We start from the raw sequence: 15,126 nt of genomic DNA, 5'->3' as shown, positions 1-15,126 counted from the left end.
GCCTGGCCTGGTCGGGCCCGTTGATCCCGCGTGTGGCTTACCCCGCCATCAGGCTGACGTGGGCCGACACCACGCGCCAGCCGTCGGGCGTGCGCATCCAGGTCTGGCTCTGGCGGCCGATGCGGTCGCTGCCGTCGCGCTGGAATTCGATGTTAGTGGTGGCGAAATCCCGGCCATAGGTGGTGATCGCCGTGCGCAGCACGCGGCGCGCCAGTCCTTGCGGTGAACGGCCTGCGCGAAAGGCGCGGATGGCGTCGTAGCCGTACAGGTTTTCCCCGGCGCCGTAGCGCAGGGTGTGGGGGCTGTTCCAGAACAGCTCGTCGAGCACCTCGACCTGGTTGTTGACCAGGGCGGTTTCATAGCGGGCGAAGGCGGCAGTGACGTCGGCGACGACGTCGGGCAGGTTGATGTCCATCGGGTTCCTGACAATGAATGCACCGTGATGGTGCGTTATTTAGGGTAATCACCAATATGGTGTCTGCTGCGGTGCGCAATTTGTCGGCGAAAGCCTGGCGCCCGGCCTCTTGCGGGGCGAATGCTGCACCGCAAGGCTGGCACGCGGCTTGCTAGGGTAAACACTGCATAACACGCTGCACGCTGCCCCAGGAGTTCCGCCATGTCCAGTTCCGCTGTTTCCGCCCCGGTCACCATGCTGGTCACCCGTCATATCACGCCCGAACGCTACGGCGATTTCCTGTCCTGGATGCGCCAGGGCGAAATCCTGGCTGCCGGCTTTCCCGGTTTTCTGGGATCGGGCGTGCTGCAACCGCCCGAGGGCGGCGACCAGTACCAGATCGTGCTGCGGTTCAACGACGAGGCCAGCCTGTCGCGCTGGGAAAAATCCCTGCCGCGCCGCATGTGGCTGGAACGCGGCGCCAACCTGGTACGCGCCAGCCATGCGCGCCGCGTCAGCGGCATGGACGCGTGGTTCGGCCCGCAAAGCCATCGCGCGCCGCCGCGCTGGAAGCAGGCGGTCAGCATCTGGCTGGCGTACTTTCCGGTGCTGCTGGCGTTTTCGCTGCTGGTCAGCGAGCACCTGACGTCGCTGCCGGTCTTCTGGCGTGCGCTGATCACCAGCGTGGCGTTGACGCCCGTGATGGTGTATTTCTGCATTCCGTTCGTCACGCGCAGGCTGGATCGCTGGTTGCGCCCCCGCTGAGCCTGGCCGGGGTGTTGCGGGCGCCGCATGCGGCGCCCGGGCCTTGAGCCGTGCGCTGGGACAGGCCATGCGAGGGCCTACGCCGCCTGCGCGCGGCGGGTGGCATACATGCGGTGCAGCGTGATCTTGCGCACCGCGGCCTGGCTGTCGCCGATATGGGCTTCGAGCAGCGCGGTCGCCCGCTCGGCATCGCGCTGCAGGATGGCGGTCAGGATCGCGCCATGTTCGGCATAGGTGCGGGCAATGCGGTCGGGTTGCGTGAAATCCAGCCGCCGCACGATGCGGATGCGTTCCGTGGCGGCGCGGTGTACCCGCGCGATCTCGGGGTTGCCGGCCGCGGCGACCAGGTCCATGTGAAAGCGTTCGTCCAGGTCGGCCAGCCATTCGCCGTCCCGGGAATGCTGGCTCTCGTCCACCAGCCAGGTATCCACCAGCGGTTGCAGCGGACGGAGCGGATCGGGGATCTGCCCGGGCGCGCACAGCGCGCGAACCGCTGCCGTTTCCAGCACCCGGCGCAGCTCATAGAAGTGATCCAGCGTGTCGAAGTCCAGCGGCTTGACCAGCCAGCCATTGCGCTGGCGTACCTCCAGGTAGCCCTCGCGCTCCAGGCGGAACAGCGCTTCGCGCACCGGGGTGCGGCTGACTCGCAGGCGGTCGGCGATTTCGGTTTCGGTGAAGCGGTCGCCGGGCGCCAGCCGGAAATCCAGGATGTCGCGCTTGAGCGTGCCGTAGGCCGCGTCGGCCAGATTGCGGGGGGTGTCGAGGACGGCGAAAGGGGAGTCCATGTCTGGGCCTGGAGTGACGGTCGGTGGGCGGATTTATGCCGCAGCCTGTGACGAGACGTTTGCGGTCGCTTGCGTGGCCGCTCGTGGGGCGGCCGTGGCGGCGCGCGCGCCGGCCGCGCCGGCCTGCTCCAGCCTGCGTGCGGCCAGCAGGCAGTCGGCTTCGCGCCACGGCGCGGCGATCAATTGCACGCCCAGTGGCAGGTGTGCCTCGCTGCCGTTGCCGGGCCAGGTCGGCGCGGCGCACACCGGCAGGCCCAGGCACGAGATGGGCTGGGTCAACAGGCCCATGCTGGCGCGTGCGGGCAGGGTGCGGCCGGCCAGCGTCAGGCTGTCGGTGCCGATGACGGTGGCGGGCACGGGCGTGGCAGGGGCGATCAGCACGTCGTAGTGCTCGAACAGCGCCAGCGCTTCGCGGTAGACGCGCTGGCGGATGCGCTGTGCCTGTTGTACCCAGGCCGTCGGCACGAGGCTGCCGGCCACCAGGCGGGCGCGGGAATGCGGTTCATATTGGTCGTAGTGCGTGGTGAGCCGGCGGCGATGCAGCGCGCCGCCTTCGGCCGCCGTGATGATGAAGGCCGCGGCGCGGGCCTGTTCGGCGCCGGCCAGTTCCACGGTATCGACGGCGCCCAGCGCACGGGCGGCGATGTCCACCGCCAGGCGGGCCTCGGGGCCGGTCCAGTGGGCGAAGTAGCCGCCCAGCACGCCCACGCGCAGCGGCCGGTCCGATGCCAGGCCGGCCAGCGTGGGTTCCGCGATGCGTTGGGCGCAGGCGTGGTCGTCGGGGTCCGGGCCTTGCAGCGCGTCGTAGGCCGCGGCCAGGCTGGCCGTGTCGGCGGCAAAGGGCCCAAGATGGTCCAGGCTGCCGACGAAGGGATACGATCCCGTGCGCGCCAATCGGCCGAAGGTGGGCTTCAGGCCAAACACGCCGCACAGCGATGCGGGCACGCGGATCGAGCCATTGGTATCCGAACCGAGCGTCAGCGGCACCAGACCGCCCGCGACTGCGGCGGCGCTGCCGCCCGACGATCCGCCCGCGATGCGGGTGGTGTCGTGCGGATTGCGGCAGGCGCCGTAGAAGGTGTTTTCGGTGGTGAAGCCGTAGGCGTGTTCGTCCATGTTCAGCGCGCCCACCAGCACGGCGCCGGCGTCGCGCAGGCGCGCCACCAACGTCGCGTCGTGCGTCGCGGGCGGGTTGCCGGCATTGACGCGGCCGCCGGCCAGCGTGGTTACGCCCGCGACGTCGAACAGGTTCTTGACCGCATAGGGCACGCCTGCCAGCGGCGGCAGGGTCTCGCCGCGCGCACGGCGGGCGTCGATGGCGGCGGCTTCAGCGCGGGCGCGGGCCTCGAGCACGGCGGTAAAGCAGTTGTAGTGCGGGTCAAGGTCGCGCACGCGCGCCAACGTGGCTTCCAGCACCGCCACGGCGCTGCGTTCGCCGCGCTGTACCTGCCGCGCAATGTCCAGGACGGCGCTGTTCACGGGCGGAACACCGATGCCGATTCCAACTCCACCGGCAAGGCCTCGTCGATGAACGTCGCGGCGATGTCGTGGATGCGCGAGAACTGCTGCACGACGTCGGCCGTGTCCGCGTCGCGCAGTGCATAGCCCGACAGCGCCAGCGCGCTGCGGACGTATTGGTCGATGGTTTCCTGGGTCATGGCGGATTCTCCGGCAATGGGTGGGTTCGATCAGCGGCGCACTTCGCGCTGGAAGATCTCCAGGCTCAGTTTCTTCATGCCGATGAAGCTGGGTTCGGACAGGGTGTCGACGGTGCGCGGACGCGCGTCGGTGTAGTCCAGGATTTCGGCCACGCGGGTCGGGCGCTTGGTCAGCAGCAACACCTGGTCGGCCAGGTACACGGCTTCTTCCAGATCGTGCGAGACCAGCAGCATGGTGGTGCCGGTCTGCATGAAGACTTCCTGCAGCTTTTCGCGGATGAACAGCGTCATCTCGAAATCCAGCGCGGAAAAGGGCTCGTCCAGGAACAGCACTTCGGGTCCCGGGGCCAGCGCCCGCATGATCGAGGCGGTCTGCTGCTGTCCGCCGGACAGTTCATACGGGTAGCGCTTGAGATCGAACTTGACGTCGAACGACGCCACCAGTTCTTCCACCCGGGCATCGACCTCGGCCTTGCTGCGGCCTTCCAGCCGCAACGGATAGGCGATGTTGTCGATGGTGCGCAGCCACGGGAACATGGCTTCGCGGTAGTTCTGGAAGACGTAGCCGATCTTGGTCTGCGCCAGCGACTTGCCGTCGAACAGGATCTCGCCGGCGTCGATGGGGGTGAGGCCCGCGATCATGTTGATCAGGGTGGACTTGCCGCAGCCGTTGGGCCCGAACACCGAGACGATCTTGCCCTTGGGAATGTCCAGGTTGAAGTTTTCGTACAGCGGCCAGCTGGCGAAGTACTTGGTCAGGCCGCGGATCGTGATGTGCGTGCCGGCCGGGCCCGGCTCGAACGGCGCGGGCGCGGGGGCAGGGGCGATGACGGGGTTGATGACGGTGGACATGGTTATCGGCCGCTCCAGTGGACCACGCGCTTTTCCAGCACCAGAAAGAGAATGTTGAGCACGTAGCCCAGGGCGCCCGCGGCCAGGATCGACGCGTACATGTCGCGTACGTTCAGCACCTGCTGGGCATTGATGATGCGATTGCCCAGCCCGCTGTCCGAGCCGATGAACATCTCGGCCACGATGACGATGACCAACGCCATCGACACGCCGCTGCGCAGGCCCACGAAGGTCGGCTGCAGGCTTTCCCAGATCAGCACGTCCTTGAAGATCTGCCAGCGCGAGGCGCCCATGACCCGCGCCGCCATCACCCGCTGCTTGCGGGCGTTGATGACGCCGTAGGCGCTGTTGAACAGGATCACCAGCACGGCCGCGAAGGCGGCGATGGCGATCTTGTTCATGTCGGTCACGCCGAAGATCATCAGGAACAGCGGGATCAGTGCGGACGACGGCGTCGAGCGAAAGAAGTCCACCAGGAACTCCACGCTGCGGTAGGCCTTTTCATTGCTGCCCAGCAGCACGCCCAGCGGCACGCCGATCACCCCGGCAATCACGAAGGCCTGCAACGTGCGGCTGACGGACGCCAGGAAGTCGCCCAGCAGCGGGCCGCCCGCCATGCCCTTGGCCAGCGCCACCAGCGTGGCGCCCGGGGTGGGCAGCAGCACGGGGCTGACCAGTTGCAGGCGCACCACCAGGTCCCACACCACGTACAGCGCCAGCGGGCCGATCAGCGGCAGAAGGCGTGCGGCGGTCCATTTGCGCGGCGGGCGCGACGCGGGCGCGCCGGCCACCGTGGCCGCGGCGGCCGGCGCGTTGACCGCGCGGTTGGCGTTGATCGCATCCATGGCTCAGCCCTTGTACAGCATCGAGGCCACGTCGACCTTCTGCGCGAAGATGCCCTTGTCGGCGAACAGGTCGAAGAACTTCTGGAAGTACTGGATGTCGCCGGGGGTGAACTCGTTGTAGAGCGTGTAGGCGGCCAGCGGCACGGCTTCGGTCATGGGGCCTTCGATGGCGGTGTAGCCCTTCATGAAGGGGCGCGCCTCGTCCGGTTTGGTGCGGATCAGTTCGATGCCGCGGGCGTATGCGGCGATGAATTTCCTGCTTTCCTCGGGATGCTTTTTCAGGAACGCGGTGGTCAGCGAGGCCGACCCGCCGAACCAGGGCGCCATCGGATCGCCCAGCACGTATTTGGCGATCACGCCTGCTTCCAGCACGCGGGTGGTGCCGTTCAGGCGGCCGACCGTGCCCGTGGGTTCCAGCGTGTAGCACGCGTCCAACTGGCCGGCGGCAACCGCGGCGACGTGCTGGCTGATCGCCAACTCGACCACGGTTGCCCCGGTTGCGCCGGCGCGCTCCAGCACTGCTTTGGCCAGCGTGGCATTCTGGATGCCGGGTCCAGAACCGACCTTTTTCCCCTTGAGGTCTGCGATGGATTGGATGGGACTGTCTTTCGCGACAATGAACTCGTCCAGCACGTTCTTGGCGTTGCTGGGGTTGGACGCGAAAATCTTGAACAGGCCGGGCGAGGCGATCTCGCCGATGGCCAGGTTGGCCGAGCCGGTGCCGTTGGCACTGCCGTCGGCGCGGCCGGCCAGCATGGCTTCCATGACCTGCTGCGCCCCGGCGAACTTGAGCGGCTCGACGTTCAGGCCGGCTTCCTTGAAGTAGCCCTTTTCGATGGCGGCGTAGAACGGCAGCCCGGCCGCCACCGGCCAGTAGCCGATGCGGATCGTCGGGCCCGACTGTGCGCGCACCAGCGCGGGCGCGGCCAACGCGGCGGCGCCCAGCGCAGCGCCTTGCATCAGCTTGCGGCGGGTGGCGTTGAAGGCAAAGGGCGCGGGGCGGTCGGTCATGCGGTACTCCTGGTTGGCGAGATGGGCGCTTGTAGACAAGCTTGCATACCAGCAGACAAGCAAGACCCGTGCCAACTCGTGAACATGGCACTGTTTCCTGGCGTAACGCGTTGGCGCGACCCGCCTCGGGGCGCGGCATGAACCACGTTGGTGCATGGCAGGCACCGTGACGGGGCGGGCAGGCGCGCAGGGCGTCCGCCCGGCCCCAGGCGCGGTAGGATGTGGGCGGATCAAGGCTTGCCGCCTTGGCGTTCTAGGAAAGGGGGTGCGCCGCCGGGCGTGCCGCCACGTGGATATGAATACCCGTTTTGTCGAAGCATTTCTGTGGTCCGCCCGCCTGGGCAGTTTCCGTGCGGCCAGCGACCGCCTGCACATCACCCAGGCCGCAGTGGCCAACCGCATTGCCTCGCTCGAAGAAGACATCGGCGCGCGGCTGTTCGAACGCGATGCCAAAGAGCTGCGGCTGACGGCCGTGGGCACGCGCTTGCTGGATTACGGCGAGCGCCTGCTCGAACTGCGCCAACAGATCCTGTCGCTGGGCCGCACCGGCGACGAAGTCTTCGGCCTGGTGCGCATCGGCGCCATCGAGACCGTGGTGCATACCTGGCTGATCGGCTTTCTGACCAATCTGCGATCCACCTATCCGGGCATCGAGGTGCAGCTGACGTCCGAAACCACCCGCGCGCTGCATCGTGGCCTGCGCGAAGGCACGCTGGACATCGCCTTCCAGACCGACCTGCTGACGGACACCGGCGTCATCAGCACGCCGTGCCTGCCGATGGAAATGGGCTGGGTCGGCCCGGCAGGCGACGAGGAATCACTCACGGTGCAGCAACTGCTGAGCGAACCCGTGCTGACCATGAGCCCCGGCTCGCAGCCGCACGAGGCCTTGAAGAACCTGTTCCGCGAGGCCGGCATCCCGCTGGGCAAGGTGCACTGCGTCAGCTCGATCTCGGCGCTGGCGCGGCTGGTGCGCAGCGGCTTCGGCCGCGCGCTGGTGCCGCTGCCGCCCATCCATGAATACGTGGCGCGCGGCGAGATGCAGGTGATTCGCAGCGACATGCCGGTGCCGCCGCAATTGCTGGTGGTGAGCTACCTGGAAGGCGCCGGGTCGGACGCCATCCGCCTGGTGGCCGAACTGGCCAGCCGGGCGTCGGACCAGTACACCGCGTCGGTCGCTCAGCCCAAATTTGGTTCGGCGCAATAGAGTTATCCCTAGGTGGGCTTTCAGTAATTCTGTTGCCGCCGCGAAAAATTACTCGTTTGGCTTGGAAAGGCCAGTCGGCCGAAGATGACCCCCTTCTGCAACCGAAGGGTTTTTCTTCTTGCCATGAGCCAAGCCAACACGTCTTCCACGCTGCCGCCCAACGGGATGCTGTTCGTCGCCTGCGACGTCGATCCCGCGTTCGAAACCGATTTCAACCGCTGGTACGACCGCGAGCACGTCGAAGAGCGCGTGCGCATCCCGGGCTTCCTGTCGGGCGCGCGCTATTTCTCGCTGTCGGGTGGCCGCAAGTACCTGGGCCTGTACCGCACGGAATCGCTGGGCGCCTTCACCACCGCCGACTACCGCGCGGCGTTCGAACGCCAGACGCCGTGGTCGGTGGCCAACCTGGACCGCATGCGCGACCCGATGCGCCGCGTCTGCGCCGTGCAGGCCGTGACCGGCTTTGGCAGCGGCAGCCACATCGCGGTGCTGCCGCTGGCGTTCGGCGGTGACGCCGGCGCGCTGGCGACCCGTGCCGCCGAAGCGGGCGCCACGCTGGCCAAGACCGACGGCTTCGTGCAGTCGTACCTGCTGGCGCCGGATGCCGCCCTGAGCGGTCCGCTGCCGCGCGAATCGACTGAGAACCGCCGCCTGGACCCGCTCTTCGTCGTCGAGGCCAGTACGGCCGACGCGGCCCGGGCGCTGGCCGACGCGGCGGCCGCGGCGTTGGGCGCGCGCGCCGCCGACGCCTGGCTGCTGGCGCTGGGCTGGAAGCTGGCGGCCGCCGACCTGCGTTGACACGCGGCGGCATTCACACATCACACTTGGGGAAACACAATGGCTGAAAACACGCTGCATGCGCCGGCCTGCGCGCATCCGTCGGCCTCGCCGGACAAGATGAAACGCCTGGCCATGGCCAGCTCGGTCGGCACCACGCTGGAGTGGTACGACTTCACCATCTACAACCTGATGGCCGCGCTGGTCTTCAATTCGATCTTCTTTCCGTCGTTCGATCCGCTGACGGGCACCATCCTGGCGTTCTCGACCTACGCGGTCGGGTACGTCTCGCGGCCGCTGGGCGGCTTCGTGTTCGGCCATCTGGGCGATCGCCTGGGCCGCAAGTTCGTGCTGGTCGCCACCTTGGTGATCATGGGCATCTCGACCGGCATGATGGGCATGCTGCCCACCTACGCCAGCTGGGGCGTGTGGGCGCCGGTGGCGCTGGTGGCCTTGCGCTTCATCCAGGGCGTGGCGCTGGGCGGCGAATGGGCCGGCGCGGTGCTGCTGTCGATGGAGCACGGCAAGCCCGACCAACGTGGCCGCAATGCCTCGTTCACGCAGGTCGGGCCGTCGTGCGGCACGCTGATCGGCACCGGCTTCATCGCCGTGATCTCGGCCTGGCTCAGCCCCGAGGAATTCCAGGCCTGGGGCTGGCGCGTGCCGTTCATTTCCAGCGTGGCGCTGGTGCTGTTCGGCCTGTGGCTGCGCCGCGGCGTGGAAGAAACGCCGGTGTTCCTCGAAATGGAACAGAAGCGCGAAACCGCCAGCACGCCCATCAAGGACGTGCTGGGCCAGCACTGGCGCCAGTTGCTGGTGGCCGGGGGCTCGCGCATCGGCTCGGATGTGCTGTACGCGCTGGTGGTGGTGTTCACGTTGACCTACGTGACGACGGTGCTGCACCTGTCGCGGCCCATGGCGCTGACCGCGACCATGCTGGGCGCGGCATTGAACGCCGTGGCCGTGCCGCTGTTCGGGCATCTGTCGGACAAGATCGGGCGTCGCCCGGTGTACCTGGCCGGGGCGGCGCTGGGCATGGTGTGGGCGTTCGTCTTCTTCACGTTGATGGACACTGCGCATCCCATCGCCATCTGCGCTGCCGTGGTCGTGGGCCTGTTGATCCACGCGATGATGTACGGCCCCCAGGCCGCCTTCATCACCGAACAGTTCCCGGGCCGGGTGCGCTACGCGGGGTCGTCGCTGGCCTACACGCTGGCCGGCATCGTCGGCGGGGGCTTTGCGCCGCTGATCATCGCCAGCCTGTTCAAGTCGTGGAACTCCACCTTGGCGATCTCGCTGTACGTCGCCGCCGCGCTGCTGGTCACCGCCATCGCGGTGCTGGCCGCCAAGGAAACGGCCAAGTCGCCGCTGCAACGCTGACGCCGCGCCGGGGCCGGGCAGGCCCCGGCCCCGCGACAGGGCTCGGATTCCGGGCCCTTTTTTCGTTTGGAAAGGGGCAAATCCCGGTGAATTCATTCGGCAAAACGTCAGGTATCTGACTTTGGGCTGAATATCAAACGAAAATTGTTTACACTCGCATCCACAAAATTCAAGTGTGAATGGGGCCGCCGCGGGGCGGAACCCATTCGAGTTACGGGAGAATGTCGATGCGCAAGTTGTTGTTGGGAGCGGTGCTGGCGGCCGCGGTGTTCGGGGGAACGGCGCACGCCGCGGTGCAGCCCAAGGCCGTGGTTGCCACCTATTCGGATCTGGCGCTGGCAGGCTACGAAGATTCGCTGACCGCTGCCAAGACGCTGCGCGACGCCATCAATGCGTTGGTATCCAAGCCCAGCGAGCAAACGCTCAAGGCCGCCCGCGACGCCTGGCTGGCCGCACGCGTACCCTACCAGCAGACCGAGGCCTATCGCTTCGGCAACCCCATCGTCGATGACTGGGAAGGCCGTGTGAACGCGTGGCCGCTGGATGAAGGCCTGATCGACTACGTCGACGCGTCCTACGGCACCGAAAACGACGAGAACGCCTACTATGCCGTCAACGTCATCGCCAATTCCAAGATCTCGGTGGGCGGCAAGACCGTCGACGTCAGCAAGATCACGCCCAAGCTGCTGTCCGAAGTGCTGCACGAAGCCGACGGCAACGAAGCCAACGTGGCCACGGGTTACCACGCCATCGAATTCCTGCTGTGGGGCCAGGACCTGAACGGCACCGGTCCGGCGCCGGCCGACCGCAAGGGCACGCCGCAGGAACGCCACGCCGGCAACCGCCCGCACACGGACTTCGATCCCAAGCAGTGCACCGGCGGCCACTGCGAACGCCGCATCGAATTCCTGAAGGCCGTGACCGACCTGCTGGTGACCGACCTGGAAGAAATGGTGGGCAACTGGAAAAAGGACGGCGCCGCGCGCAAGGCCGTCGAAGAAGACCCCAAGGCCGGCCTGATCGCGATGCTGACCGGTCTGGGCAGCCTGTCGTACGGCGAACTGGCCGGCGAACGCATGAAGCTGGGCCTGATGCTGCATGATCCCGAAGAAGAGCACGACTGCTTCTCGGACAACACCCACAATTCGCACTTCTACGACCAGATCGGCATCCGCAATGTCTACCTGGGTTCGTACACGCGCATCGACGGCAAGACCGTGGAAGGCGCCAGCCTGTCCGAACTGGTGAAGGCGCGTGATCCCAAGCTGGACGTCGAAGTGCGCGCCAAGCTGGATGCCACCGTGGCCGCCATGCAGGCGCTCAGGGTTCGCGCCGAAACGGTCGAGACCTACGACCAGATGATCGCGGATGGCAACAAGGAGGGCAACGCCCTGGTGCAGGCCGCCATCGATCGCCTGGTGGACCAGACCCGCAGCCTGGAACGTGTGATCACGCTGCTGGACCTGGGCAAGGTCGCCATCGAAGGTTCCGACAGCCTGGACAAACCCGACGCCGTATTCAAGTGAAGCTCGTATTCGTCGCCGTACTGGCGGCGTCGGCCCATGCCGGCGCCGCCGCCGCTCCCTCCGCGCCCGCCGGGCGCGATGACCTGACCGCTGAAGACCTCAAACGCGTCCTCGCCATTACGGCGCCCACGCGTGACTTCTCCAAGGCCGAGACCTTCGAGACCATGCAGGCGGGCGCCACCACCACCAACAAGCTCATCAACGCCGACATCTTCTCGCAGCCGTCGGCCAATATGAGCTTCGAACGCCGCCAGGAATTCCAGGTCGGCAACGGCCTGTTCCGCAAGGACTGGGTCTCGGCGCCCGCGTCCACGCAGGCCTCCGACGGCCTGGGGCCGCTGTTCAATGCGCGTTCCTGCCAGGCCTGTCACACCAAGGACGGGCGGGGGTCGGTGCCGGGTTTCGATCCCCTCGAACGCCCTGATGCCGTTGCGTTGCTGTTGCGCCTGGCCGTGCCGCAAGGCCCGGACCGCGGCCATCCCAAGCTCGCGCCCGGTGAGCTGGCGATGCTGCCCGAGCCTGTCTATGGGGTGCAGTTGCAGAACTTTGCGGTGGCGGGCCTGCCCGCCGAAGGCCGCATGGAAATCGAATACACGCCGGTCACGATCACGCTCAATGGCGGCGAAACCGCCACGCTGATGAAGCCCGTGTATCGCATCGACAACCTGGGCTACGGCCCCATGCGCAAAGACACGCAGGTGTCGCCGCGCCTGGCGCCGCCGATGATCGGCCTGGGGCTGCTGGAAGCCATCCACGAAGCCGACATCCTGGCCAACGTGGGCGCCGACAAGCGCGACGGTATCGTGGGCAAGCCCAACTGGGTCACCGATGCGCGCACCGGCGCGCGGGCGCTGGGGCGCTTCAACCTGAAGGCCGGCCAGCCGACCGTCGAGCAGCAGAGCGCCGCGGCGTTCTCCAATGACATGGGCCTGTCTACGCCGCTGTTCCCCAACCATTTCGGCGACTGTACGCCGGCCCAGGCGCAGTGCCTGAAGATGCCACACGGCGCGCAGCCGCGTTTCGGGCCCGAGGAAGTGCCGGCCAAGCTGATGGACTTCGTCACCGTCTATTCCACCAACCTGGCCGTGCCGCAGCGCCGCGACGCCGACGATGCCCGCGTGCTGGCCGGCAAGAAGCTGTTCTACGAGGCCAATTGCGTGGCCTGCCACGTGCCCAAGTACGTCACCAGCCGCAACGCCAGGCAGGCCGAGCACCGCTTCCAGCTGATCTGGCCCTACACCGACATGCTGGTGCATGACATGGGTGACGACCTGGCCGACGGCGTGTCCGATGGCCAGGCGACCGGGCGCGAATGGCGCACGCCGCCGCTGTGGGGCATCGGCCTGACCAAGACCGTGAATCCCTCGGCCACCTGGCTGCACGACGGCCGCGCCCGCACGCTGCTCGAAGCCGTGCTGTGGCACGGCGGCGCGGGCCAGCCCGCGCGCGATCGCGTCGTGGCGATGACGCCCGAAGAGCGCGCCGATCTCATCCGTTTCCTGGAGTCGCTGTGATGGCATTCCCTGTTGCACGCCGGTCCTTGCCGGCCAAGGCCTCGGCCGCCGCACTGTTGTTGGCCGGGGCATCGGCCTGGCCGCTGGCGGCCCGCGCCGAATTGCCCGCCGACCTGGGCGAGCGCCTGGCGCAGGGCTACGCCCGGCCAGCGGTGGCGGCCATGGCCGAGGCCGCCGGCGCACTGGAAGGTGCGCTGGGTCCCTGGTGCAGCAAGCCGGACGCGGCGGGCGCCAAGCGCGTCGAAGACGCGTTCGCCGGGTTGGCGCAGGCGTGGGCACGCATCGAGTTCCTGCGCTTCGGGCCGCTGGTGCAGTCCAACCGCTTTGAACGGCTGGCGTTCTGGCCGGACACCCGCGGCGTGATGCCCAAGCAGGTGCAGGCGTTGATCGCCGCGCAGGACGCCGAGTTGCTCAAGACCGGCGCGCTGGCCGGCCGCAGCGTGGCCGTGCAGGGCCTGCCGGCGCTGGAATACGTGCTGTATGGCGAACCCGCGCTGCTCAAGCAGGCGGGTACCACGCAGGGCACGCCGACATTCCCTTACGCCTGCGGCTATGCCGTGGCGGTGTCGGCCAATGTGGCCGCGATGTCGCGCGATGTGGCCCAGGCCTGGGGCGCGCAGGGCGATTTCGGTCGCCAGTTCGCGCGGCCGCAGGCCGGCAACGACCTGTACCGCGATCCGCAGGAAGTGGCGGCCGAAGCGATGAAGGCCCTGTCCACGGGCTTGCAGTTCGCACGCGACGTGAAGATCCTGCCGGTGCTGGGTGATTCGGCCGCCAACGCCCGGCCCAAGCGCGCCGCCTTCTGGCGCAGCGGCCTGACCACGCGCACGCTGGCCGCCAACCTGGACGGCCTGGCGGCGTTCTACACCGCCGGTGGCTATGGGCTGCCCAAGGGCGGTGAATGGATGGCGGGATCGGTGCTGGGTGAACTGGCCCGCGCGGCCGCGACATTGCGCGACGTGCCCGCGCCGCTGGAGCAGGCGTTGGCCGACGCCGAGGGGCGCCGGCAACTGGCGCTGGCGGCGCTGACCTTGAAGAACGCCAAGGCCATCGTCGACCAGGACCTGGCGCCCGCGCTGGGCGTCACCATCGGATTCAACGCGCTCGATGGCGACTGATCGTTCCTCGGCACGCGGGGCAGGGCGGGCTGGCGGCCTGCCGCCCGCGCAACCGGCTCGCCGCGACTTCCTGGCGCGCGCAGCGGCAAGCGCCTTGGGCGTGCGATTGAGCGTGGCCCTGGGTGGAACAGTCGGTGGAACACTCAGTGCTGCAGCGGGCGGCATGGTCGGTGCCGGCCTGGCTTGGCCGGGGGGCGCGCAGGCCGCGCCATCGCCGGGCGACGCTGCGCTGTACGTCACGGCGCGCCAACGCGGCGGACGCGATGAGGCGGTGGTGCTGGATGCCGCCGGCCAGGACCGCCGTGTGCTGCCAATGCCCGCACGCGGCCACAGCTTTGCCATCGACCCGGCCGGCGACCGCGCCGTGGTGTTTGGCCGCCAGCCCGGCTTTTTCGCGCTGGGCTTCGACCTGCGCGGCGAGCGTGCGCTGGTGGAACTGCCGTTGCCCGACGACCGGCATTTCTTTGGCCACGGCGCGTATTTTGACGGCGCCCGGCTGCTGGCGGCCACCGAGAATGACTTCGATGGCGGCCGCGGCGTGCTGGGCATCTACGACGCCACGCCGGGCGGCAACTACCGCCGCATCGGCGAATTCGACAGCGGCGGCATCGGTCCGCACGAAGTCGTATTGATGCCCGACGGCAAGACGCTGTGCGTGGCCAACGGCGGCATCCTGACGCACCCCGACTACGGCAAGCTGGAACTCAACCTGGACACCATGCGCCCGTCGCTGGCGTATATCGACGCGGCCAGCGGCCGCCTGCTGGAACGGGTCGAGCTCGCGCCCGAGCTGCACCGCCTGTCGATCCGCCACCTGGCGCTGGCGGGGGGCGGCAGCGTGTGGTTCGGCTGCCAGTACATGGGGCCGGCCGGCGACCGCCCCGCGCTGGTCGGCCGCCACCGCCGCGGCGCCGCGCTGGAACTGTTCGCCGGACCCGCGCAGGCGCTGCGCGACATGCGCAACTACGTCGGGTCGGTGGCGGTGGACGCGGCGGGCAAGGTGGTTGCCACGTCCAGCCCGGTGGGCGGACAGGTGCTGTACTGGGACGCCGAAAGCGGCCGCAGCCTGGGGCTGACGCGCCTGGCCGACGGCTGCGGCGTGGCGCCCGCGCAAGCGGCCGGCTTTCTCATCAGCAGCGGCCTGGGCGCCATGCTGCGCACCGACGCCGCGGGCGCGGCGCATCCGCTGTTGCCGCCCTCGCGCGAGCGGGCCTGGGACAACCACTTTCGCAAGGTCGCCGGCGCCACGTAGGATGCGTGGCGGCCGCCGCGACGGGGATCGACCACGCATGCG

15 protein-coding genes are annotated in these 15,126 nt (G+C 68.3%); 8 read left to right on the top strand and 7 right to left on the bottom strand.

The genetic code is table 11. The features are described 5' to 3' along the window. Positions 1 to 37: 37 nt before the first annotated feature. Positions 38 to 415, bottom strand: coding sequence for an oxalurate catabolism protein HpxZ (gene hpxZ / locus ACUDP5_RS21105; protein WP_263912115.1), 378 nt, complete (start codon positions 413 to 415; stop codon positions 38 to 40). Between the two features lie 201 nt (positions 416 to 616). Between hpxZ and ACUDP5_RS21100 the strand changes: the two genes are divergently transcribed. Continuing rightward, positions 617 to 1,159, top strand: coding sequence for an antibiotic biosynthesis monooxygenase (locus ACUDP5_RS21100; protein WP_263912114.1), 543 nt, complete (start codon positions 617 to 619; stop codon positions 1,157 to 1,159). Between the two features lie 77 nt (positions 1,160 to 1,236). Here ACUDP5_RS21100 and ACUDP5_RS21095 read toward each other — a convergent pair whose 3' ends face one another. The 6 genes from ACUDP5_RS21095 to ACUDP5_RS21070 are packed head-to-tail and all read right to left on the bottom strand — an operon-like array spanning position 1,237 to position 6,310. Further along, complete coding sequence (locus tag ACUDP5_RS21095) at positions 1,237 to 1,944, bottom strand: GntR family transcriptional regulator (protein ID WP_263912113.1); 708 nt, start codon at positions 1,942 to 1,944, stop codon at positions 1,237 to 1,239. A 33-nt stretch (positions 1,945 to 1,977) separates the two neighbouring features. Then, positions 1,978 to 3,423, bottom strand: a complete 1,446-nt coding sequence (locus ACUDP5_RS21090; protein WP_445657117.1) for an AtzE family amidohydrolase — start codon at positions 3,421 to 3,423, stop codon at positions 1,978 to 1,980. Next, positions 3,420 to 3,602, bottom strand: coding sequence for a DUF4089 domain-containing protein (locus ACUDP5_RS21085; RefSeq protein ID WP_263912111.1), 183 nt, complete (start codon positions 3,600 to 3,602; stop codon positions 3,420 to 3,422). The genes ACUDP5_RS21090 and ACUDP5_RS21085 overlap by 4 nt, the downstream gene beginning before the upstream one ends. Positions 3,603 to 3,632: 30 nt before the next feature. After that, a complete protein-coding gene (locus ACUDP5_RS21080) occupies positions 3,633 to 4,454 on the bottom strand; it encodes an ABC transporter ATP-binding protein (RefSeq protein ID WP_445657116.1) in 822 nt (273 codons plus the stop codon). Positions 4,455 to 4,456: 2 nt separating this feature from the next. Next, on the bottom strand, positions 4,457 to 5,299 hold the full coding sequence (locus tag ACUDP5_RS21075) for an ABC transporter permease (RefSeq protein ID WP_445657115.1): 843 nt from the start codon (positions 5,297 to 5,299) through the stop codon (positions 4,457 to 4,459). Between the two features lie 3 nt (positions 5,300 to 5,302). After that, a complete protein-coding gene (locus ACUDP5_RS21070; protein WP_445657114.1) occupies positions 5,303 to 6,310 on the bottom strand; it encodes an ABC transporter substrate-binding protein in 1,008 nt (335 codons plus the stop codon). Positions 6,311 to 6,605: 295 nt separating this feature from the next. On the opposite strand from ACUDP5_RS21070, the gene ACUDP5_RS21065 reads away from it, so the two are divergent. From ACUDP5_RS21065 to ACUDP5_RS21035, 7 genes are all read left to right on the top strand, one after another. Then, complete coding sequence (locus ACUDP5_RS21065; RefSeq protein WP_263912105.1) at positions 6,606 to 7,517, top strand: LysR family transcriptional regulator; 912 nt, start codon at positions 6,606 to 6,608, stop codon at positions 7,515 to 7,517. Positions 7,518 to 7,640: 123 nt separating this feature from the next. After that, positions 7,641 to 8,315 (top strand): hypothetical protein, encoded by a 675-nt coding sequence (locus tag ACUDP5_RS21060; RefSeq protein ID WP_445657113.1) that lies wholly within the window; start codon positions 7,641 to 7,643, stop codon positions 8,313 to 8,315. A gap of 39 nt (positions 8,316 to 8,354) precedes the next feature. Then, positions 8,355 to 9,674: an MFS transporter gene (locus ACUDP5_RS21055; RefSeq protein ID WP_445657112.1), complete on the top strand. Its 1,320-nt coding sequence runs from the start codon at positions 8,355 to 8,357 to the stop codon at positions 9,672 to 9,674. Between the two features lie 227 nt (positions 9,675 to 9,901). Continuing rightward, positions 9,902 to 11,200 carry an imelysin family protein gene (locus ACUDP5_RS21050; protein ID WP_263912099.1) on the top strand — a complete coding sequence of 433 codons (1,299 nt, stop codon included), beginning with the start codon at positions 9,902 to 9,904 and terminating at the stop codon, positions 11,198 to 11,200. Then, positions 11,197 to 12,714: a di-heme oxidoreductase family protein gene (locus tag ACUDP5_RS21045; RefSeq protein ID WP_445657111.1), complete on the top strand. Its 1,518-nt coding sequence runs from the start codon at positions 11,197 to 11,199 to the stop codon at positions 12,712 to 12,714. The genes ACUDP5_RS21050 and ACUDP5_RS21045 overlap by 4 nt, the downstream gene beginning before the upstream one ends. Further along, entirely contained in the window at positions 12,714 to 13,832 is a 1,119-nt protein-coding gene (locus tag ACUDP5_RS21040) for an imelysin family protein (protein ID WP_445657110.1), read from the top strand. Before ACUDP5_RS21045 ends, ACUDP5_RS21040 begins: the two co-directional genes overlap by 1 nt. Positions 13,833 to 13,995: 163 nt before the next feature. Next, the gene (locus ACUDP5_RS21035) at positions 13,996 to 15,084 is read left to right on the top strand and encodes a DUF1513 domain-containing protein (RefSeq protein WP_445659200.1); all 1,089 of its coding nucleotides are present in this window, start codon (positions 13,996 to 13,998) and stop codon (positions 15,082 to 15,084) included. The last annotated feature ends 42 nt before the right edge of the window (positions 15,085 to 15,126 follow it).

It is taken from the genome of Achromobacter sp. NCFB-sbj8-Ac1-l, from assembly GCF_052695805.1.
This window is presented reverse-complemented; position numbering and strand designations above follow the sequence as displayed.

Coding starts and splice junctions, on each gene's coding strand:
- hpxZ (WP_263912115.1), bottom strand. CDS start 415: ATGGACATCAACCTGCCCGACGTCGTCGCCGACGTCACTGCCGCCTTC.
- ACUDP5_RS21100 (WP_263912114.1), top strand. CDS start 617: ATGTCCAGTTCCGCTGTTTCCGCCCCGGTCACCATGCTGGTCACCCGT.
- ACUDP5_RS21095 (WP_263912113.1), bottom strand. CDS start 1,944: ATGGACTCCCCTTTCGCCGTCCTCGACACCCCCCGCAATCTGGCCGAC.
- ACUDP5_RS21085 (WP_263912111.1), bottom strand. CDS start 3,602: ATGACCCAGGAAACCATCGACCAATACGTCCGCAGCGCGCTGGCGCTG.
- ACUDP5_RS21080 (WP_445657116.1), bottom strand. CDS start 4,454: ATGTCCACCGTCATCAACCCCGTCATCGCCCCTGCCCCCGCGCCCGCG.
- ACUDP5_RS21075 (WP_445657115.1), bottom strand. CDS start 5,299: ATGGATGCGATCAACGCCAACCGCGCGGTCAACGCGCCGGCCGCCGCG.
- ACUDP5_RS21070 (WP_445657114.1), bottom strand. CDS start 6,310: ATGACCGACCGCCCCGCGCCCTTTGCCTTCAACGCCACCCGCCGCAAG.
- ACUDP5_RS21065 (WP_263912105.1), top strand. CDS start 6,606: ATGAATACCCGTTTTGTCGAAGCATTTCTGTGGTCCGCCCGCCTGGGC.
- ACUDP5_RS21060 (WP_445657113.1), top strand. CDS start 7,641: ATGAGCCAAGCCAACACGTCTTCCACGCTGCCGCCCAACGGGATGCTG.
- ACUDP5_RS21055 (WP_445657112.1), top strand. CDS start 8,355: ATGGCTGAAAACACGCTGCATGCGCCGGCCTGCGCGCATCCGTCGGCC.
- ACUDP5_RS21050 (WP_263912099.1), top strand. CDS start 9,902: ATGCGCAAGTTGTTGTTGGGAGCGGTGCTGGCGGCCGCGGTGTTCGGG.
- ACUDP5_RS21040 (WP_445657110.1), top strand. CDS start 12,714: ATGGCATTCCCTGTTGCACGCCGGTCCTTGCCGGCCAAGGCCTCGGCC.
- ACUDP5_RS21035 (WP_445659200.1), top strand. CDS start 13,996: ATGGTCGGTGCCGGCCTGGCTTGGCCGGGGGGCGCGCAGGCCGCGCCA.